This is a genomic window from Ferruginibacter paludis, from assembly GCF_030409685.1.
GTDB lineage: Bacteria > Bacteroidota > Bacteroidia > Chitinophagales > Chitinophagaceae > Ferruginibacter > Ferruginibacter paludis.
Genome location: NZ_JAUFQJ010000004.1, coordinates 300,262 through 320,848 on the forward strand (window position 1 = coordinate 300,262; position 20,587 = coordinate 320,848).

Sequence of the window (20,587 nt, forward strand, 5' to 3'; positions counted from 1 at the left end):
TTGCTGCGACGGGGCCAGGATATTTTTATCTCTATGAAGTTTATAAAAAAAATATTATCTTTCTAAACGAGTACTTCCCGCCCGGTTTATCCGCTCCTCCTGAAATGATCTATTATCACCTCGTGAAAATATTTTCTGTTTTTTATTTTAACCTTAAAAACATTTTTATGAAAAAATGGACTGTAACACGCGTGTTATTTACTTTCTCTTTTGTTCTGTTTTTCGCTTGTACCAATTCAAAAACAGAGCCCCTTGCTACCGCCTCAAACACAGCAACTCCCGCTACCGCAAATGCCAAAAACAATTTTGGCGGTTTTGAAAGCCAGGTAAAATGGGGTGAATCCATCGTTAAAAACGCTGGTTGTAACGATTGCCATACTCCTAAAAAAATGGGACCCAACGGACCTGAAGATGACATGAACCTGTTGCTTTCAGGCCATCCTGCGCAAATGCCCCCTCCTGATTTTGACGCGAAAGAAGCTGCAAAAAAGGGGTTGATTGTTACGCAATCATTCACATCCTGGACCGGACCATGGGGTACAACTTATGCGGTAAACCTTACTTCCGACGCATCGGGTATCGGCGGCTGGAAGGAAGAGCAGTTTATAAAAGCGCTGCACGAACGCAAATGGATGGGGCTTGACAACACGAGGCCACTCATGCCACCTATGTCACTGATGCCTGCAACCAAAATGAATGATGATGAACTGAAAGCCATTTTTGCTTATTTAAAAACAACAACACCAGTTAAAAATATTGCACCACAGGCTGTATTGCTGCCACCACCTGCTGCTAAATCCTGATCATTACAATTATTGAAGGCTGCATATTCCAAAACAAGTGCAGTTATAGCTTTTACCCGCTGTCGTTGTGCCATGGGCAACAAGTTATTTGATTTGCTTCGTATGCTACGAATCGTGACGATGAACCACTTCTTTACAGCAATGTCTCTCACCGAGCCTTGCAGCATAGCCTGGAACGTTGCGTGTGGTTGAATTACGCGTTGCTCAAATTAAAGTTAGCAGGTGTCATTTCCATGAAATCATTTCCAGCAACGTCTCTCAACGGGCTTTTGCAGCAAGGCTGAGGAGGTTGCGCCGGGCTGAGCACATTTCGTTGCTCCGTGGTACGCAACGTTCCTGGGTAATACACTGGCCAGGGAGGAGATGTTGCTGAGAAAGAGCACTTTTACCACGGTAGTCGCATTGAGCTTTATTAATCCTGCACTGTCGGTCGTATAACGATATCTCCAACATCTACGTTGTCTGGTTGCGAAATAGCATACATTACCGCATCTGCAATAGCCTTTGGAGGAATTCCGATTTCGTCCATTCTTTGCTGCCCCGCTTGTCGCATCGCCTGGTTTTTCAGATTACTGATAAATTCAGTTTGTACAAAACCTGGTGAAATGCCGGTGACCCGGTATTTTCCGTTTGATTCTTGCCGCAGAACTTCCGTAATTGTCCTGATCGCATTTTTAGTTCCGGCGTAAATCCCTTGCAGCGGAACGATTTTTATTCCCGATGTGGAAATTATATTAATAAAATGACCATACCCTTGCTTTTTGAATATGGGCATCGCCGAAGCGATTCCATACAAAACCCCTTTGATATTGACATCAATCATATCTTCCCAACCTTCAACATCAAGTTCGTCAATCCGGGAAAGTTGACTTATTCCTGCGTTGTTAATCAATACATCTATTTTGCCAAATTTAGTCAATGCAAGTCCTGTAAGATTAACCAGGTCATCCCGCTTTCTTACATCAGTAACTATGTATTCAACTACGCCATCGGATTCCCTGATCCGCTCAGCTAAACTTTCCAGGCGGGTTCCCCTTCTTGCACCAAGCACAACTTTAGCTCCTTCTTTAGCCAATGCAAGTGCTATCGCTTCTCCAATTCCGCTGCTGGCTCCTGTGATAATAATTACCTTGTCTTTCATACTATTTTCCATACTTAATTTTTGTTAATTAGTTGGGTTGTTTAAAAATGGGCAGCAACATTCAATCCAATGTTACAGGCTGTGGCTTTTTGTAGTTCGCCGCTTGTAGTTGTCAGGTTGTTTCACGCTACAATACGGAAGCATTTACTCCCGGTTGGCGCAAGGCCGTAGCGTTGGTAATGTGTTCTGGATATCCTTGTGCCATTGCTGGTTCTGTAAAGTAACACTTCTCAATAATTTAACAGGCTTATTGTTGTGCCTGAGCTGTTAATATGATTGCCGCAATGAGTGCATTATTATTGTTAGCGCATTTGTTGTCTGGCGAAAGTATAGCCAACGCTCCTGCCCCGCCCTGCACCCTTGTGTCAACGCAGAGACTTCACTTCAGCAGAACGCCTGGACCAAAGGGGGGATGTGATAGAAACAACTCAGTTGAGGTTGCTGATTACCCGTATCAGTTTTTCTTTTACTTCACCTAAAGAAGCAGACAATACTTCATTGCCAACTGCCAACATGGAGGCTACGGGATCAACGGCTGTAACTTCAATTTCTCCGTTTTCATGTTCTTCCACAACAACGTTGCAGGGAAGAAAAACACCGATCTTATCCTCAGCCTGTAATGATTTGTAAGCAAACTGCGGATTGCAGGCTCCAAGGATTTTATACTTTTTGAAATCGACATCAAGTTTCTTTTTCAGGGTTGCGCTGACATCAATTTCAGTTAATACGCCAAACCCTTCTTTTTTCAGTTCTTCTGTTACCTGTTCTACGGCTTCTTCAAAATTTTTACCGGCAAGTACTTTGTTAAAATAGTAACTCATTATGTGTTTTTTTATGGGTGAAAAATCACCAGTAAATTACTTCAATTGATTGATTCATGGATCAATTACTTTCTTTCCAGCAACATCTGTCAACAGGCTATTGTAGCAAGGCTGAGGACGTTGCGCCAGGCTGATTATGCTTGTTGCTCCGTAGTACGCAACGTCCCTCGCTAACGCACGGGCCCGGGAGAAAAAGTTGCCGGGAAGGATGAAGATGATAGCGATAAAATTGCTCCAACGTACAGCCAGCCTTGCGGCAAAACTTTTGAATAATATATGATAGGTGATTGAGGTGTCGAATAAATTATATGGTTTAAAATCATATGTTTATATGATTGTGGTTCTATTAAAGTCAATTGAATATTTATACTTTACTTAAAACTTGACCATGTCTAATATTCTGATTGTTGAAGATTCGGTTGATTTGTCGCAAATGTATGTACAGCTATTTGCTATGAGTAGACATGACGTTACTTTGATAACTACTGGGAAAAATATAGATGTTGTCATAGAAAATATTAAACCTGATGTCATCCTGTTGGACATTTATTTGGGCGGCGAAGATGGAAGAGATATCTGCAGGGAAATAAAACAAACCCATAAAAATATTCCTGTCATCATGGTATCAGTAAGTATGGAACTGAAAGAAAAATCTATTGCCTGTGGCGCGGATGATTATATAGAAAAACCCTTCGAAATAATGTTATTTACAAGTAAAGTTATCAGATGGGCAAAAAGATATCAGCAGGTTCAATTTGATTTAGCGATTTAATTTCCACTCCTTTCATCAAGCAGAATGGAAACTGGAAGCATAGCTTCTTAGAAGTTATACACCGCAAAAAAGGATTGACAATAATGTATGAATTATATAACTCTTTTTGATAATTATGTGATGATTACCAATTCAAGCAGTTCTACTTTTAATTTTATTAAACAAAATTTAAATTCAATAAAATGAAAGGATTTAAAAGTAATATCGAAAAAGACACACTGGACAATAATAACTTTCGTAAGGTTTTATACACAGGAAAAAATCTTCAACTCGTTCTAATGACCCTGAAAGTTGGAGAAGAAATTGGAGAAGAAACTCACCAGGATAATGATCAGTTTTTTCGATTTGAAAGTGGTTCAGGTAAATGTATAATTGATGAGACTGAATACTTAGTGAAAAATGGAGATGCTATTGTTGTACCGTCAGGAGCTAAGCACAACGTGATTAATATTGACAGTAAAACTGAATTAAAAATCTATACTATATATGGTCCCCCAAATCACAAATATGACACGATAAGGGCGACAAAAGAAGATGCTGAAAAATATGGAGAAGAATTTGACGGAAAAACAACAGAATAAATTACTTCAAGGTTCTGCCAGTTTTGCAGCAAATCCCATATTATATGTATACCAAACAAAACTGGAAACACTGACATTAATCAATAGCTTCATTGCATTAGATCATTTTCTGAAACCTTTACAAGTTCTATCTTAAGGTTTGGAATCTATATTTAAAACAATAAAAAATACAAAAAATGGGAAACTTACTTTATATAATTGCCGTGATACTAATTATAGGTTGGGCAATTGGTTTTTTTGCATTTAATGTAGGTGCAATTATTCATATTCTACTTGTTATTGCAATTATAGCTATAATACTTAGAGTAATTCAAGGCAGGAAAATTGTTTAGAATAAGTTTCCTGCTTCCGTGGTTGGTGCGTCTTCCATCACCGAGATAGCCTTTCTCACCGTGGCCCGGCGTCCTCTCCGACCACGTCTTCGGTTCGCAAACTTTGCCGAAATAGGTTAGTGTGCCGAACTCATCTTCCTGCCTTTAGTAAAACCGGGTCTTTGTAAAGTTTTGTACCAGTCGCAGCAGGCTGTTGATGACAATCATTATATTTTCATCTGGCTTTAATAAATGTTACCATTGATTGATGGTTATCGTCCAAAAATAAACTTCATTTAATTCGGTGTACAAATTGCGATGACCATTGTTTAAACTCGCTGGCTTTCACTTTTATTTGTATGACAATTCATTTTGCTACAGGTCGGTGGGGCGCAACCCAGGAGATCGAAGCCTTTACACCAGCCACGGAAGAAAATTTTAAGGACAGCTCTTGAATTCAATTTATTTGAAGATGTTATGGCTGGGCTGGATGGATGCTCAATATTTGCTACCTACTTTTGTTGTCTGGCACAAACATAGCCAACTCACAATACCTTAGCTACCAAGCTTGCGCCAACGCAGACTTCACTTTAGTAGAACGCTTGCGCCAAAACGGGGGACCTGCCTTTTTTTAGTGATACTCTTTATCAGGTAAACTGTAAACAACCTTACCTGCAGAGTCGAAAAAATTAATTTTTGCTGCTCCCGCAGAATCAACAATAAGCTGAATTCTTGTTTTACCTTTTTTGTCTGCTAAGTTTATTAATGCTGATTTATCTGTGTCTTTACCAATAAAAACACGGTGAGCAAATGCTGGATCGCCGTTCAATGGTTCCATTAATTGTTTGAGTCTAAGGTCTCTATCTGGTCCGGCGGGTAATTTTTCTGTGGCTTTATATTGGTTGCGAAATTCTGGAAAAGTTGGACTGTTATGCCAATCATCTACATACAAACCTGTTTTTTTGTCTCCATTATCGTCAAGATATTGAAAATATAGAACCTGATTTTGATTATATTGGTCAAACGAAAAATGTCCGGATGCAAAATATTTTCCACTACTATCTTTTCTCCCTGAAAAAACCAGTCCTCCGCATTCAGTTGCTTCGTCATTAAAAAATATTATGCCCGGCCGATTGCCTCCTGGTATTCCAATTGGTTTTCCATAAAATAGATTTTCAGGTGATTTTTCCTTATTGGAAAGTATCATTCTATATTGCCCGTTCGGTTCAATAATATTGATTCGTTTTGCAGTTAATTCCTCAACTGATAGCTTGTCTGTCTGCTTTTCCATTCTAAAAATTAAGAACAAGGCAAAAATCAGCAACATAGATGAAAAGGCTGCATATACTGATAAAAAACGGATTTGCTTTTTAACTTTTTCCAGGCCGTCTGTCATTAGGGTTCATTTGTTTTTAAGGTTACACTATCTAAAATTGCAGCCCCTGAACTAGCGCAAGGCTCTAACGTTGGTAAATGTACGTTGGCCTATCCTTGTGCCGTCGCTGGTTCTGCAAAGTAAGACTTTCCCAATAATTTGTATGCTTGCTTTTTGTTTGCACAGCTAACATGATCGCCGCAATGTGTGCATTATTATTATTAGCGCATTTGTTGCCTGGCACAAGGATAGCCAACGCTCCTACCCCGCCCTGCACCCCTGCGTCAACGCGAACTTCACATCTTTAGTCCGCTTGAGACAATGGAGTAGGAACAATTTACACCAACCACGGAAGCAATATGGGGAGACTAAACCAACCACGGCAACGAAATATTTTCAAAATGAGACTACATGCAGGTGCAGCATTTGCAATTGTTATATTAAATAGTTAGTTTCACCATACCCAATCACAACACCTAAAAACCAACCTATGCTACAAGTGTACCGTAACACTTCCATTTTTGTATTCCTGATCTTTATAGGAATACAGTGGGGATTTTATCATCCTTACACCAGCCAGTTCCCGCATTTTAAAAATGCCACAACACTGATACATATTCACGGTGCATTACTGATGACATGGATACTGCTGCTGATAGTGCAGCCCCTACTCATACAATCAGGCAGGGCCAGCCTGCACAAAAAAATAGGCAATGTTTCCTGGGTGCTGGGGCCGCTCGTTATCGCTTTCCTTTTCCTCATCGGCAGGTCAGGGTATACAAGGGGCTTGGGCATTGTTCCCGAACATGAAAACTTCACTTTCGTTGCGCTGGATATGCGGGGTTTTATTTCCTTTGCCATTTTCTGGAGCCTGGCCATGATCTACCGCAAAACGCCCAGCTCACATATGCGGTATATGATCGCTACAGGCATCCTGGCCATCGGGCCCGGGGTTGGGCGGGGGCTGATATACACTGCTGGAATGAACATAGGCGATGCCTTAACGATTGCTGATGTGCTGGACCTGTCAATCGTTGGCGTATTGCTAGGGTTTGATGTATACCGGAAGAAAAACTACAAACCCTTCCTCACCGTTTTTTTGGTGCTGCTCATCGGTTCCCTGCTCTGGCAATTAAGGGATACTGCTTTCTGGCAAAGCTTTGCTAAAACTTATGCCGGGCTGTTTTATCGCTAAATCACGCGGGGCGGCGGAGTGGGTGTTGGCCTGGTTATGTGGTGCTTTGCTACGCTATAAGGCCTTACTTTGAAGATTACTCCGCGAGGAAATTTTATTTATCCCCCTCTTTGATACAAGCCTCTCCTTAAACTGTTGAACGCTTGCATTGGCCAAAGAACTAGCCTTGGTAATGTGCGCCAGATTCCTTGGCCTTTGCTCGCTCTGCAAAGTAACATTTCTCAATAATTTTCAGGCTTACTATTTTTGTTTGCACAGCTAACATGACTGCCGCAATGGGGACATTATTATTGTTAGCACATTTGTTGTCTGGCACAAGCATAGCCAACGGTGGGCGCTAAAAAGGAAAGAATTTATTTTCCTTTGATCCTTGAATAATTAATTTCTGTATCCTTAATTATTTTGTTCTCTCGTTCCCTGTAAATTTCTATTGTATAATGGTCCTTATCAAGGAGCTTAAGATGTTCGTACGTCTTCATACTTACTCCGGGTATTAATGTTTCTACACGGTAATAAAGGATTGCTTTTTTTGTTGAATCATAACTACCTTCTGAATAAGCTATATCACTTCCAAGATGATTTCCTATCATGGTTTTAACAAATTTCTGTTTAATATTATCATAGCCTTCTGTTTCAATCCCTTTGGAAACTACTTCTTTCATTTTACCATCTTGTATTGGCATTTGTATTTTCTCTCCGGTTGATTCAGCAATAAAAAATCGGCCATTTGCGAAGGATGTTCGCTCCAACGTACCTTTAAATTCTACCTCAACTTTATTAGAATCAGGATTAGCGTCGCCTGAATAATGCCGGCCGCTGAATGTCCATGAACCTGCCAGTGCAGCAAGCAATTGATGATATTTACCTGGCCGGGAATAGTTGAACCATTGCTCAAAAAAATCATCACTTTTAGGCAAGGAATCTTTTTTGTTTTGCGCAAGTGCCGTTGGTGCATAAAAGCACGTACAAACAATCAAGGCAAGCAATGTAACTATTTTTAAAACCCTCCTCCGGCATTCTTTATTAATGTACTCATCAGCATATACGATTAAGGGCTTCTTTATAATCAGTTCATTTATTTTTTAGACTATTCAATGTAAGCTTTTTCTTTCGACTACTTGCATAAAGTTTTACGACTCCATTAACGCAAGCACCTCTTCAAGCTATTACACTCTTCCATTGTCGCAAGGCCAAAGCGTTGGTTATGTTCGTCGGATTTCCTTGTGCCGTTGCTTACGCTGCTATTATGCCGCAATGGGTGCATTAATATTGTTATTTCATGTTGTGTGGCACAAGAATAGCCGACGCTCATGCCCGCCCTACACCCTCATATCATTGCGCCTACGCAGAATTCACTTCAGTAAAACGTTTACGTCAAACAGAGACGTTATGCCTCGTTGATTACGCTTTCCAGTATGCAATGTCCCAGCCTAACATGCCCCGTGCCTTATTAGACATTGCTTGGAAAGAATTGAATATTTTATCTGTCTGATTACAATCAGCCTTTTTTCGATGGTAATCATTTCAATCTGCCAACTGCATTTGTACATTTATGAAGGTTGTCGTTTTTATTTATAAATGAATAAGCATATCGAAGGTTCTTCATTATCTGTACGATCAAAAAGGAAATTGAAACCATAATCAAAAATTATTTTTAACCTTAAATGTAGATGTATGAAAAAGACTAATTTATTGCTGGCGGCATTAATATTGCCTGTTATGCTGGGAACATTAATTTCCTGCCAAAAAGAAAAGGATTTAATAAGCCCCAATAATTCTGAACAAACAATTTCTAAAAAATCCGCCACACCTGAAACCCGTGCTTACCACGACAATTTTTCGATGAAATTACATTTTGTGCCCGATATTGCCGGCGGTTGGGTTATCACTGATCCCGATTCTTATGCCTGGTGGCCTGGGGATGGTGATGGAAATGCCACACATATGGGCAATGCTTCTATTTATTATAATCAGTATACTGTAAGGCAACTTTCAGGAGTTGTTCATTTGTTTTCCAGCCCGGTAACTATGTTTTTCCCAACCGAATTACAGGCATATAATGTTCCTCCGGAAGTTAGTGTGGTAGCATATGATCATAAAGGAAATTCTATTTGGTTTAAAAATGATCCAGCTGGAATTCCGGGAAAAGCTACCAGTCCAACTAAGGTAGTTTTTTCCGGAACTATGTATATCATTGGTGGCACGGGTAAATTTTTCGGTGCAACCGGTGAGGTCATCCTGAGTGGATATTTTAACCCTGCACCTTTGCAAACCAATCCTGATGCTTTGTTGGATGGTAATCTCAGTCATGACGGATGGATACGTTATTAAACTGTATTTCCAGCACGAGCTATAAATAATGTTCATGAAAAATTGCAAAAAGTTATAGCTGGTACCGGTAAAAAAAAGTTGAAATAGAATCCTGAGTTTTAATTCAGGACTTGTTTATAGTTTTAATAATAAGCAAGTCTACTATCCAGCAATGTTTCTCAACGGGCTTTGCAGTATAGCCGAGGACGTTGCGTCTGGCAGATTAGATTCGTTTCTCATTAGTACGCAAAGTCCCAGGCAAACATGCTTGCCTGGCAGGAGACGTTTACGGGAAGGAAGTTCAATAAATGTATCATTCTTTTGTACCGGTACAGGGTTGCAAAAATGTAAATATGTCTTAGTTTTATGGAATATTAATTTGCCAAAAGTTAAAATACTTTTCTATGAAACTAATACAAAGGCTTTTGTTTATTATGATACTGCTGCTTGCTGTTCAAACAAGTACTGTATTTGCCCAGGTGGCGGGTGTAAATCTTGCAGCCCATGGAGTGCTGGCAATTATAGGCGGCAATCGTGAAAAAAAACAGGAAAAAATAATTGAGAAGTCCTCAACGCCGGAAAAAATAAGCGGAGCAAATGTAGTTGTGCTACGCGTAAAAGAATCAGACATAAAAAGTAAAGCTAAAATCCATATTATAGCACTGCAAAATCGGTTAACTCAATACAATACCCAATATAAAAACAATCAACCGATTATAGTGCCAAAGAATGACAGTGATTTAATAGCCATCCAGGATATGGATGAAAATTGGCCAACCGATGAATACGCAAGCGAATTGAGAGCGTATAAGCGGTATGCTGCTCAGCAGAAACAACAATTGCCTGCTGCACCCCGAGACAGTTTACACTCAACACCTGCAGGCCTGCTAAAAAAAGATACTGCCGGCGTGAAATTATAATCGGTTTTCTTTTTCCAGCAGCGTCTCTCAACGGGCTTTTGCAGTATGGCTTAGGACGTCGCGCCGGGCTGAGTACGTTTCATTGCTCCTTAGTACGCAATGCCCATGGCTAATGCTCTGGCTCGGGAGGAGACCTTGTTGCGAAGGAATGCTCCTGCCCCGCGCTACACCAACGCAGGACTTGCGGCGATTCTTCTTACTACGGCGGTAGTTTTAAATAAACAGAAAATCCAACAGCGCAAAACTTAGTATTTATAAAACTTTGTTGACTAATTTCATTTTTGTTTAAATTAGTATTCCATATTTATTTATGAAATTAAAAATTCAGCAAAAATTGATTAGCGGTGTTTGCAATCAGAAATTGGCGCTTGTTTTTTTTATGACTATAACCAGTGTTATGTGCAAACTCCACGCACAAGCGCAGCAGAAGGACTGCGATATTCGGTTGAACGCCAAAGTTAGTTCGACAGGCAATCTTACCAACGACGGAAAGGGAACATACTACACTGGTAAAGACTGGATTGGCGTGTGGTTGAATCCAACCCGATGGCCTGATCAGGCGTTCCATATTTGCATGAATTGGCCGTTTGACTTTTTCCGGACATGTGACAGTGCCACTGCCCCGGCTCCCACGGGCACCAGGGGCAATCGCACTCTTTTGCATCATATCACTAACCCGGTGCCGGGGGGAGGAGGAAAATCATTAGGGGTTTTTACTGGCCCTGGCGGGGGGAATGATATTGCGATATCGAAACCTTTAACTGCTACTATAAACAGCTTTACTGATATGACTATTGGTGCTTCCCTGTCGCCTTTATCAACAGAGGTTCGCTTTTGCAATTCAGACTGCACCGAGTACTTCAGTATACTTTTCGGGGATAGCAGCGTAATGCATCACCCTGGTATAAACGGCGCAGGGAGTACAAGGCCGATCGTTTCCCGTACTTCGGATACAACCTGGACGATCAGTTTCCCACCAGGAACAATTGGAAGGCTTTGGAACCGAACACCTGAAGTTCCAACATCAGAACTCTACTATTATGAAGGAAGCCTTGAAATTAAGAAACAGTAATCGCAAGTGATATTTAACCATGTTGGCATTCCAATAGTTTTCCCTTTTAATTACCGCTAACGTTTGTATTCCCTTCCCGGCAAAGTCGCTCAACGAGCCTTAAGCATAGCCGGGAACGTTGCGGCAGGTTGAGTTACGCTTTCCTAAAATTAAAATTTACCGCTTCCATCCCCATAAAATTTCTGACGGGGTAAATGACTTGTACACCGTTAAGGTAAAATTTAGATGAGCTATGCAGGTAGTCAATTGGATTGGCTGCCAGTCGTAATTTCCGGTGCACGGATTGTTATGCAGATAGTTTAATTTCTGCCATACAAATTCGTTGCTGCCAAAATCTTTCCAATCGATCGAAGTTGCCCATACTTCGTGTTGCTTATTTTTGCTTTTCTTGTTGGTTCTGCATTGGCAGATAATTTTTGCAGTAATGCAACTTAATTGTTAAATCCCAGAGAGCATTAGTGGAATTTTAAACCCGGTTCGTACTATAGAACGATTGTCCAGCTAAGTCTCTCAACGAGCCTTTGCAGCAAGGCTGGGGACGTTGCGTCTGGTTGATTACGCTCGTTGCTCGTAGTACGCAACGTCCCTTGCCAACGCACTGCCTCGGGAGGAGACGTTGCTGGCAAGTCGTGTGCAACAACCGGAGCGGAAGATTGCCGGGGTTAAATGCTATTTCTTTTTAATGGTAATATCGAAAAAACCGGTGTCCTTCTTGCTTACCCATTTAATGAATTTGATGATGTCTTCATGCTCCTTTAAGCGGTCAACGGTATGATAATAATTTTTGAGCGCCGTTTCTGTAAAAACAGCATGTACTTTGGCCTGGCAAATTTTATGCATCGGTACAGTTGGGGTATCCCTGCCGCCCTTGCTGGGTGGTATCAAATGGTGGCGCACAATGGGTTCAGCCAGTTCACGATTGCAAAGCGGGCATTGGTTGGTATCAGGCATTGTAATGTTGTAGTTGTTTGTAAATATATCCTTTGCGTATGAGCTGATAAAATTGTTTTACAAAACAGTTTTACTTATCACAAGGTTTCCTCTCCTGTGCCTTCTTGTTACTGCTTTTCAATGCGGACAACTTTTCATTACCGATATTAGTAACCTACTGACACCGGAAGCCCACCCCGCAAAACTCCCTCCTCATTCCAGCGCCTGGTGGTATCTTCTCCCTCCGTATCCGCTGGATACATCGTTCACGGCCGTCCACTCACTTTCACAGTATCATTTTTTTTCTTATCTTTCTTTACGGGATATTGTTACCTGAAGTGCACCATTTTAAACAAATTAGCCTGCTGGTTGCAAGTTGCGGTGATGGCAATTTGATTAACCGTTCTTATTATAACTGCAAGCTGCAGGTGCCTGTTTATAATGAAGGGCCAGCCAGGCTGATGATATAACCAACTGCGTTTTTCCGCCAAACTGCTTTGTTATGGTAAAGTGCTGCATCATTATATTGCTGATATTATCCGGTAAGTTGTTTGCCCAAACCCCGCCAAATAATTGCATTCCTGTACTTACTATTGCTGAAGATAAAAACAATATCTGCCCCGGTGCTACCGTCACGTTTCAGGCAACGGTTGCAAATGGCGGAACAAACGGCGTGTACACATGGAAAAAGAATAACGTTGTTACAGGTGCCACCAGCAGTGCCGTTTACACCGACACAAATGTGCATGATGCGGATGTGGTAGTTTGTGAATACAGTTGTACAACAGCTTGTGGTGCTGATACCCTTGTGGTTAGCAATGCTATTAACCTGCATGTGCTCAATGATATTGAACCTACCATTAGCGTTGCCAATACCGATCCGCTTATTTGTGAGGGCGAACTGACCGTTTTTACAGCAACTGCTTACTATGGAACTTGGGTGCCGTTTTACCAGTGGTCTGTAAATGATAGCCTGGTGGGCAGCAACAGCCCTGTTTTTACAACTTCCACCATCACCAATGGTGCCAGGATAAAATGTGTACTCACTGCGTCGGCACCAGCTTGCCCGGGCTTAACAAAATCTACGTCTTCTCAACTGACCATTTATGTTTATCCAATGATTCATCCGGCTATCAAAATTACCCCCAGCAAAGCATCCATTTGCAGGGGAGAAACCGTCACCTTTACAGCAACGGCAAACGGCGGAACCTTCCCTGCGTTTGCCTGGAAAATCAATGGCATTTCAACCGGCGCTAACGCACCAACATTGGTTAGTGATACCTTGAAGGAAGGTGATATCATCAGTTGTACGGTTACCATTGACCAGGATTCAAGATGTCATACCACCACAAGTGCCCCCTCTAATGAAATAGTGATGCATGTGCGGGATTTTACAGATCCAATTGTAACGATTGCTTCAATGCCGGATGTGTGTAAGGGAAAGCCCGTAACCTTTACGGCCACAGCGCAAAACGCAGGGGATTATACAATCTACCAATGGCAGGTAAACGGCCAAAATAAAGCCAGCTACTCCGCCACCTACACCAATGATCAACTGGCAAATGGCGATACGGTTTCCTGCATATTATCAACCAGCATCCCGGGTTGTGCATTACCAGTAAGCGTACTTTCCAATAAAAAAGGGATCAGGGTAAAAAGCGTTCCCGAAATCACCTTTGCTCCTCCTGAGGTATCCGTTCTATCGGGAGAGCCGGCGCAGCTACAGGCAGTTGTTTCAGGCCATCCTGGTTCGGTTAAATGGACGCCCGCCGGCTTGGTAGTAAAGCCGCAATCGTTGCTATCTTCCACCGTTCCATTAATGGAGAACACTGTTTTTACATTAGACGTGGCAGATACCAACGGCTGCCCCACCAGCAAAGAATTGGTGGTTAAGGTGATTCACAGAATATTTATGCCCTCCTCTTTTACGCCGAATAATGATGGCAAAAACGATGTGTACCGCATTCCTCCCGGTGCCTCTCTTAGCTTACAGGATTTCTCCATATTTGACCGCTGGGGAAATATTGTTTTCAAAACCAATAACATTACAAAGGGTTGGGATGGTACGCAAAAAGGTGAGTCGCTGGCTACGGGTGTTTATGTTTACCTGGTGAAAGGAAGGGTGCTTGATAAACCGGTGATGCTAAAAGGCACGGTAGTTTTACATCGGTAAGTTGAGTGCGTGTCCGGCTTGCAGCCAATGCCTGGCAAAATAAAATTGCCCCAAAGGCGCAAGCCCTGTGTCTGCTTGTTAAAAATTTTCGAACTTAAAAACTATCCGGCATTAAAATAAGAGCATAGCTGAGGACACTTCGCTTTTTTAAATATGCTTTGCTTAAATCTTTTCCCGCAACTTCTCTCAACAGGCTTTTGCAGCATGGCTGAGAACGTTGCGCCAGGCTGACTATGCTTGTTGCTCCGTTGTACGCAACATCCCTAGCTAACGCACTGGCCCGGGAGGAGACGTTGCTGGGAAGGGATAATCAAATGTTGAATAGATAATACCCCTTACCTTAGTTTGTATATTCTTCGAAATATCTTTTTCACTCCCTTTTTCCAGGGCAGATGGGGTGATAAAGGCTAAGTACTTCAACTTATTTGATAAACAATTCCGGGGGAACCGCTTTTGCATCCGCATTTATATCTCCAGATGTTGCGTTTAAAAAAGCAACTATGTCTTTTATTTCTTTATCTGACAGGTTTTTATTCAACTGAGCCTTACTCATAATTTTTACAGCAGAGTCAAGCGTGGCGATGCTGCCATCATGAAAATAAGGGTAAGTGCCCTGAACATTGCGTAAACCAGGTACTTTAAATACATGGTTATCTTCTTTATTTTTGGTTACATTCTCCCTGCCTTTATCATCCATTGTACTCTTTGTGAGGGTACGGTAATCCGTTACCAATCCAAACTTCATCAAACTTCCGCCACCAATTCCCACTCCATTGTGGCAACTAATGCACCCGGAAGCTATAAAAGTGCTTAGCCCTGTCTTTTCTTCGGCAGAAAGCGCATTCTTATCGCCCTGCATAAATTTATCAAACCTTGATGGTGTAAGTAAAGTACGTTCAAAAGCCGCAATGGCTTTTTGCAAGTTTTCGTAGGTAACTGAGTTAGCTTTCCCCGGAAAAGCAGCTTTAAACATGTCCTGGTAAAGCCGGATTGTATCCAGCCGTTTCATTAAAAACTCTTTATTTGGTATCGCCATTTCTACAGAATTTAAAACAGGCATGCCCGACTGCTCTTCTACATCTTTGGCACGTCCATCCCAAAACTGCATATTGTGCAATGCTGCATTAAAAACGGTTGGCGAATTACGGGTGCCCCGTTTCCCGGCATCTCCTATAGAGGTTGCCAGGTTATCTACTCCATTAGCTGCAAGGTTATGGCAGGAGTTACAACTGTTATTTCCTGTTTTAGAAAGGCGGGTATCATAATAAAGTAGTTTGCCCAGTTTTACTTTTTCCGGGGTAATCATATTTTCTTTATTTTCCGCAACATCCGGCAACGGTTTAAAATAATTACGGGCAATAATAAGCGTTGAATCTTCTGGTTGCGTGGTGGCAGAAGTGGTTGTTGTTTCATTTTTGCCTGGCTGATTACAGGAAAATATTATTGCTATAATACAAAGCACTATAATGATGAGTTGCTTTTTCATATACTTACAATTTTTTGTAAAAGTAAAATACCACCCTTTGAATAGTGCTGACTGCCGTCATCCATTTATTTGACAGGTAATAGCTAAATGGCAAGTTTCTTCCGCTTTGGATTTCTATGCAACCCCGCTTCCCGGCAACGTCTCTCAACGAGCCTCGATGCATAGCCGGGACGTTGCGTCAAGTTGAATTACGCTTTGCTTAAATTAAAGTTTACCTCTTTCATGTCCATAAAATTGGTAACCGGATAAATGCCCTGTACACCCGTGAGATAAAATTTTGCTGAGCTATGAATGTAGTCAATCGGATTGGCTGCCAGTTGCCACTTACCGGTGCAGGGATCGTTATGCATGTATAGTACGCAGCGTCCCTGGCTAAAACACAGGCTTGGAAGGAGGTGGTGCTGCGAAGAAAAACAGGCCGGTAGTTATACCAGCCTGTTTTTTAGAAAAAAGAATTGCTATTTTTCAATATAGCCAAATAAACCGTCTGCTTCATCATTTGGACCGGCAGCGAAAAATAACCAGCCCTGATCTACCGTTGTTGCAGTGGCGGGCGCAAAAGAGAGACCCCATAATCCGGGAATTTCAATTGGAGCTCCGTGCGCTCTTAGCGCTCCAAGGAACCTTCCGTTTGCTGCAAAGGCATTAATCCGGCCATCTCCGAAATTACCTACCAGCAGGACACCCGCATCCGTTTTATTTTCCTGATCAAAAAATACAGCCGGCGCCTTTGTTATACCCCACGGCGCATTAAGCGCCCCCCGTGAAGCTAATCTTGATACCAATGTACCATCAGGATTGTAAATGTCTACATATCCATTTCCGGGCCCCGTTGTTTCATCCGTTGCATCGCCAACTTTCTTTGCATACATTACGTAGAGTTTATTGTCAATAGCCTGTACATTAAAAGGTGAATATTCTGAGGGAAGACCCGGGTCTGCAAATGGCCTCGTTACTTCATTCCAGTTTTTATCGTACACATCAATTTTACGTTCCTTAAAATTAGCGGCATATAAAAAGTTGGCACCCCCGTCGTTTGCCAGTGCAACTCCCTTATAAATAGCATCCGGGAAATCATTTTTTACAATCACAGCTCCGTTACCTCCGTTCCACCCTGAGATGATACCATCTTCACCCACAAATATGAAGAGAGCAGGTTTGCCGTTGGGTAATAAAAAATCTGTTGTGCCATTGAATACAATGCCGGTTGGTGTGCCGCCGGTATTGGATTCTGGAGAAGGAATCGTCACGCCGGGCCTTACCGAAGCACCGGTTTTATTATACAATTCGCTCAGGCCGGTACCATTGGCATTAACCCATGCTATACCAGAAGGGCCAAAAGCGATACCCCATGCATTTACCAGGCTGGCATCTGTGTTTGCAGCACCGTAACCTGCTTTATTGGCTACAAGATTTACCTGCTGAAAATCTTTTAACGGGTGGTCATTCTTTTTACAAGCCTGTATTGTTATCAACAATGCAAGTATCAGCCAGTAGTGCAATTTTAAAAACCAATGGCTTTTATTAAGTGTAATCTTTTGCATAAAAATTGATTTAAGTTCAAAAAAAATTTGATTTCATTTTTTAAAGTGGCGAGGTACCCTGGTATTATTACTGCGGAAAATTAATTTGCATTATGGAGGCCAACATAGTAATCGTATACTTTATACAAATGGTTGCCTGATTATTGAATAGTTGCCGTTTTTAAAATTGGCTGTCCTTCATCATTGTTTTTCCGGATTGCTATTTAAGATAGGGAGGTACAGCGACATTTAAATATTGGAGGGAATTTTACGCCCAATTGCGTGCACCTGCATTACCCTGCATATGATTACTAAGTAGCTTAGGTTGCTGGTTATGTAAAAAAAGCAGTGCGCTCAGGTAAGGAGTATTTTTGAGTTACCACACTTAAAAATAATTACCGCTATGCTCACCAAAGATAAAAGTTATATACAAAGTCGTAACCTGCTACTTTATCAATTAACGGCATCCATTCATGACAAGTGAAAGTTATAAAAACATCCCGCTGTTGTATGGTATGGTACGCTTTACCGGCACCGGATAAGATAATGCTGGTTTTTAATACATCCTATAAAGTATGCAAGACGTTGCTGGCAACGTCTCTCAACAGGCTTTTGCAGCAAGGCTGAGGACGTCGCGCCGGGCTGGTTACGCTCCTTGCTCCGTGGTATGCAACGTCCCTGGCTTACGCACTGGCCCGGGAGGAAACGTTGCCGGGAAGAAATTACACCAACGACGGAAGCACAATTGAAGTTTACAAACAGAAATTATGATTTTTCAATTATAGTTTTTAATTTTAGCTACATACTATTTCAGCAGAGACAACAATTAAAAAGCTGAAAGCCTGCCTTTATAACCACTCCATTTTTTTTATCGTATTGCTAAGGGATTTCTTGAGTACTTTTTTTATTCACAACCAATTGAGTTAAAAGCACCTGCCTCAATTGACATCAATGGTGCAAAAGGAGAATTTTATGAGCAAAAACATTTATTTTATCGGACAACTCGGCTCCGATGCAGGCGGATGGTACATAGGCGCTGATGGCAAGATTCACAGAGTGCCGGGTTGGAATCCGGAAGCCATGACTGATTTAGCCGCCGCAGTGCATGTAATCCGTTATGCAAATCTGGTAAAAACCGCAGGCTTCGGTTCTCAAATTATGAAAGAAGCAGTTGGATTCGCCCAAAAACAGTTGGCAGAATACGTTAAAGATGGGGGTATTGTTGTAATCAGCGGTCACTAATTGTTCAGATGACGAAGCATTACAAAAAAGAGCCAGATTCCAATTCATTCAAAAGGTATGTCGGTTGGTTTCATGAACTTGACGCCTGGACAGAATACTGGGATATATACCATCCCGAAAGTAACGGAAGGTATTATTTTGGTGATGAGAAAACAGAGCCAGGATTACTTACTTTATTTCTTCCCCGTGTTCATCGCCCTTCCATATTTGATGCATGGATTAATATGGCTCTTTATGATAAAACAACAGCATTTATTAAAGAAGCGTCTGTACCAAAAGTTGCTGCTGCAATCAGGGAAGTAGATGTGCTCATTAACAGTTTATTTGTAAAATATTTTGGAGACGCGGCCGATCCGAAAGTGCAGGCTGATTATTTAAATGCCATGTTCCTGTTTGCAACCAATCAATTACCACCTGCAACCGAAAGGGATGCATTAATTGATACCTCTGACCCACGAAAACCGACGGCTGGCAGACATACATTAGAAGGAGATATTATGTGGTTTGCATGGGCTTTGCAAATTGAAGCTGCACAGGCAATTGCCAAAGCTGATCAACAGCATGCTCGTAGAAATTTACAATTATCAGGTATTGCAACCGGTTGCCCCGCAAATTTTGCCTGGAAAGGGCATCGCAGAACAAGAACTGAATACAAGGCGACCCTGGGTACCAGAAAATTGTTGATGGAAAGAGGAATGAAGTGGGCAACTGATTTTAACGAATGCAGTAAAGAGGTACATGCCCTGTACCAGATACGTGAATGGGGCATTGAAGATTAAAAATGAACAATAATTAACAGGTTCTATTATCCGCAGAGGGCTTTCGCCGTTGTGTGTATCTCATTTTTTTTCAGCAAGGTCTCTCAACAGGTTTTTGCAGCAAGGCTGAGGACGTTGCGTCTGGCTGATTACGCTTGTTGCTCCGTAGTACGCAACGTCCCTGCTGGCTAACGCACTGGCCCGGGAGGAGACGTTGCCGGGGAGGATGGATAGCCCCTACCGAATAGAATAACCAAAAGATAAACCAGGGAAAGGCTTTGCTACAAATCCACTTAAGCCACCTGCAAGAAACTGGTTCAAACCAGCACGAAAGAAAAAACGTTTGTCAGTGGGCTGATAGCGGTAACCAACCCAGCAGTAAGGTGCCAGGAATTGTTTTTTGGTAAAAGAAAACCAACTGTCCTGGTTTTGTTTTGAAAAACTGAAGAAAGTAGCACCCAGCGCCGCTTCAAAAAAATGGACTTTTTCCCCGGCTAAGTAATTCAAACCAAATGGCAAAGTCAGTCCAAATGAATTCAGATCGGTGATTGTTCCTATACCAATACGCAAGCCCAGTCCTTTGTTCGACTTATCAAACCGGGTGTCATAATTTAAAGAAAGAAAACCGCCTGTGCCACCCAGTTCGGCATACACTGCCTGGCCTGGTGAAGTGGATGTGATTGCCGCATTAGTTAAGTGTAGCATCGGTCTACTGTTAGTGGCTATCGATGTGCGGAACTGGTTTTCAAATGCCTGCTGATTTTCCACCAGCTGAGCAATACACTGAATAGAAACTAGTATTGTCAACAAGCATAAAAGAATTCGCATAGCAATATTTTTAGCAGTTAGTAAAACAGGCGGGTACTTGTTCCTGACTTATATCGTTTTTAAGGAAAGCTACACTATTATTTTCCCCCGCATTGGCGCAAGGGTGTAGCGTTGGCAATGTGCGACGGCTATCATTGTGCCGTTGGTGGCTCTGCAAAGTAACACCTCTCATTAATTTACAGGCCTGTTATTTTTGCCCGCACTCTTATACCGATTGCAGTAGTGGGTGCATTATTATTGTTAACGCATTTGTTGTCTGGCACAAGGATAGGTTACGCTCCTTCCCGCCCTACACCTAAGCGCCAACGCAGACTTCACTCAGCAGGCCGCTTGCACCAATCGGGGG

20 protein-coding genes are annotated in these 20,587 nt (G+C 41.9%); 11 read left to right on the plus strand and 9 right to left on the minus strand.

Going from position 1 to position 20,587, the window contains the following annotated elements; genetic code table 11:
* Nucleotides 1-167 precede the first annotated feature (167 nt).
* Entirely contained in the window at nucleotides 168-803 is a 636-nt protein-coding gene (locus tag QWZ08_RS07030; protein ID WP_290336573.1) for a c-type cytochrome, read from the plus strand.
* 412 nt (nucleotides 804-1,215) lie between these two features.
* Here the strand turns inward: QWZ08_RS07030 and QWZ08_RS07035 are convergent, their stop codons facing one another.
* Complete coding sequence (locus QWZ08_RS07035; protein ID WP_290336574.1) at nucleotides 1,216-1,956, minus strand: SDR family oxidoreductase; 741 nt, start codon at nucleotides 1,954-1,956, stop codon at nucleotides 1,216-1,218.
* A gap of 416 nt (nucleotides 1,957-2,372) precedes the next feature.
* Complete coding sequence (locus QWZ08_RS07040) at nucleotides 2,373-2,765, minus strand: DUF302 domain-containing protein (protein ID WP_290336575.1); 393 nt, start codon at nucleotides 2,763-2,765, stop codon at nucleotides 2,373-2,375.
* Between the two features lie 388 nt (nucleotides 2,766-3,153).
* On the opposite strand from QWZ08_RS07040, the gene QWZ08_RS07045 reads away from it, so the two are divergent.
* From QWZ08_RS07045 to QWZ08_RS07055, 3 genes are all read left to right on the plus strand, one after another.
* Nucleotides 3,154-3,537, plus strand: a complete 384-nt coding sequence (locus tag QWZ08_RS07045) for a response regulator transcription factor (RefSeq protein ID WP_290336576.1) — start codon at nucleotides 3,154-3,156, stop codon at nucleotides 3,535-3,537.
* Between the two features lie 182 nt (nucleotides 3,538-3,719).
* Entirely contained in the window at nucleotides 3,720-4,118 is a 399-nt protein-coding gene (locus tag QWZ08_RS07050; protein ID WP_290336577.1) for a cupin domain-containing protein, read from the plus strand.
* A gap of 176 nt (nucleotides 4,119-4,294) precedes the next feature.
* The gene (locus tag QWZ08_RS07055) at nucleotides 4,295-4,450 is read left to right on the plus strand and encodes a lmo0937 family membrane protein (RefSeq protein ID WP_290336578.1); all 156 of its coding nucleotides are present in this window, start codon (nucleotides 4,295-4,297) and stop codon (nucleotides 4,448-4,450) included.
* Nucleotides 4,451-5,060: 610 nt separating this feature from the next.
* Here QWZ08_RS07055 and QWZ08_RS07060 read toward each other — a convergent pair.
* The gene (locus QWZ08_RS07060; protein WP_290336579.1) at nucleotides 5,061-5,825 is read right to left on the minus strand and encodes a hypothetical protein; all 765 of its coding nucleotides are present in this window, start codon (nucleotides 5,823-5,825) and stop codon (nucleotides 5,061-5,063) included.
* Between the two features lie 469 nt (nucleotides 5,826-6,294).
* Between QWZ08_RS07060 and QWZ08_RS07065 the strand changes: the two genes are divergently transcribed.
* A complete protein-coding gene (locus QWZ08_RS07065; protein ID WP_290336580.1) occupies nucleotides 6,295-6,999 on the plus strand; it encodes a hypothetical protein in 705 nt (234 codons plus the stop codon).
* Between the two features lie 353 nt (nucleotides 7,000-7,352).
* Here QWZ08_RS07065 and QWZ08_RS07070 read toward each other — a convergent pair whose 3' ends face one another.
* Nucleotides 7,353-7,916: a DUF1579 family protein gene (locus QWZ08_RS07070; protein ID WP_290336581.1), complete on the minus strand. Its 564-nt coding sequence runs from the start codon at nucleotides 7,914-7,916 to the stop codon at nucleotides 7,353-7,355.
* A gap of 757 nt (nucleotides 7,917-8,673) precedes the next feature.
* Here QWZ08_RS07070 and QWZ08_RS07075 point away from each other — a divergent pair.
* From QWZ08_RS07075 to QWZ08_RS07085, 3 genes are all read left to right on the plus strand, one after another.
* The gene (locus tag QWZ08_RS07075; protein WP_290336582.1) at nucleotides 8,674-9,330 is read left to right on the plus strand and encodes a hypothetical protein; all 657 of its coding nucleotides are present in this window, start codon (nucleotides 8,674-8,676) and stop codon (nucleotides 9,328-9,330) included.
* A gap of 383 nt (nucleotides 9,331-9,713) precedes the next feature.
* Complete coding sequence (locus tag QWZ08_RS07080; protein ID WP_290336583.1) at nucleotides 9,714-10,229, plus strand: hypothetical protein; 516 nt, start codon at nucleotides 9,714-9,716, stop codon at nucleotides 10,227-10,229.
* Nucleotides 10,230-10,626: 397 nt separating this feature from the next.
* Nucleotides 10,627-11,301 (plus strand): hypothetical protein, encoded by a 675-nt coding sequence (locus QWZ08_RS07085; RefSeq protein ID WP_290336584.1) that lies wholly within the window; start codon nucleotides 10,627-10,629, stop codon nucleotides 11,299-11,301.
* Nucleotides 11,302-11,970: 669 nt separating this feature from the next.
* On the opposite strand, the gene QWZ08_RS07090 is transcribed toward QWZ08_RS07085, so the two are convergent.
* Nucleotides 11,971-12,252, minus strand: coding sequence for a glycosyltransferase family protein (locus QWZ08_RS07090; RefSeq protein ID WP_290336585.1), 282 nt, complete (start codon nucleotides 12,250-12,252; stop codon nucleotides 11,971-11,973).
* 481 nt (nucleotides 12,253-12,733) lie between these two features.
* Here QWZ08_RS07090 and QWZ08_RS07095 point away from each other — a divergent pair, with 481 nt between their 5' ends.
* Nucleotides 12,734-14,404: a T9SS type B sorting domain-containing protein gene (locus QWZ08_RS07095; protein ID WP_290336587.1), complete on the plus strand. Its 1,671-nt coding sequence runs from the start codon at nucleotides 12,734-12,736 to the stop codon at nucleotides 14,402-14,404.
* 421 nt (nucleotides 14,405-14,825) lie between these two features.
* Here the strand turns inward: QWZ08_RS07095 and QWZ08_RS07100 are convergent, their stop codons facing one another.
* The 3 genes from QWZ08_RS07100 to QWZ08_RS07110 all read right to left on the minus strand — a co-directional run bounded on the left by QWZ08_RS07100 (nucleotide 14,826) and on the right by QWZ08_RS07110 (nucleotide 17,434).
* Nucleotides 14,826-15,890 (minus strand): cytochrome-c peroxidase, encoded by a 1,065-nt coding sequence (locus tag QWZ08_RS07100; protein WP_290336589.1) that lies wholly within the window; start codon nucleotides 15,888-15,890, stop codon nucleotides 14,826-14,828.
* A 188-nt stretch (nucleotides 15,891-16,078) separates the two neighbouring features.
* Nucleotides 16,079-16,240 carry a hypothetical protein gene (locus QWZ08_RS07105; protein ID WP_290336590.1) on the minus strand — a complete coding sequence of 54 codons (162 nt, stop codon included), beginning with the start codon at nucleotides 16,238-16,240 and terminating at the stop codon, nucleotides 16,079-16,081.
* A 108-nt stretch (nucleotides 16,241-16,348) separates the two neighbouring features.
* Entirely contained in the window at nucleotides 16,349-17,434 is a 1,086-nt protein-coding gene (locus tag QWZ08_RS07110) for a TIGR03118 family protein (protein ID WP_290336591.1), read from the minus strand.
* Between the two features lie 951 nt (nucleotides 17,435-18,385).
* Between QWZ08_RS07110 and QWZ08_RS07115 the strand changes: the two genes are divergently transcribed.
* Both QWZ08_RS07115 and QWZ08_RS07120 read left to right on the plus strand, forming a co-directional pair.
* Nucleotides 18,386-18,655 carry a hypothetical protein gene (locus QWZ08_RS07115; RefSeq protein WP_290336592.1) on the plus strand — a complete coding sequence of 90 codons (270 nt, stop codon included), beginning with the start codon at nucleotides 18,386-18,388 and terminating at the stop codon, nucleotides 18,653-18,655.
* A gap of 8 nt (nucleotides 18,656-18,663) precedes the next feature.
* The gene (locus QWZ08_RS07120; RefSeq protein ID WP_290336593.1) at nucleotides 18,664-19,434 is read left to right on the plus strand and encodes a hypothetical protein; all 771 of its coding nucleotides are present in this window, start codon (nucleotides 18,664-18,666) and stop codon (nucleotides 19,432-19,434) included.
* Between the two features lie 216 nt (nucleotides 19,435-19,650).
* Here the strand turns inward: QWZ08_RS07120 and QWZ08_RS07125 are convergent, their stop codons facing one another.
* Nucleotides 19,651-20,118, minus strand: coding sequence for a hypothetical protein (locus QWZ08_RS07125; RefSeq protein WP_290336594.1), 468 nt, complete (start codon nucleotides 20,116-20,118; stop codon nucleotides 19,651-19,653).
* Nucleotides 20,119-20,587 lie beyond the last annotated feature (469 nt).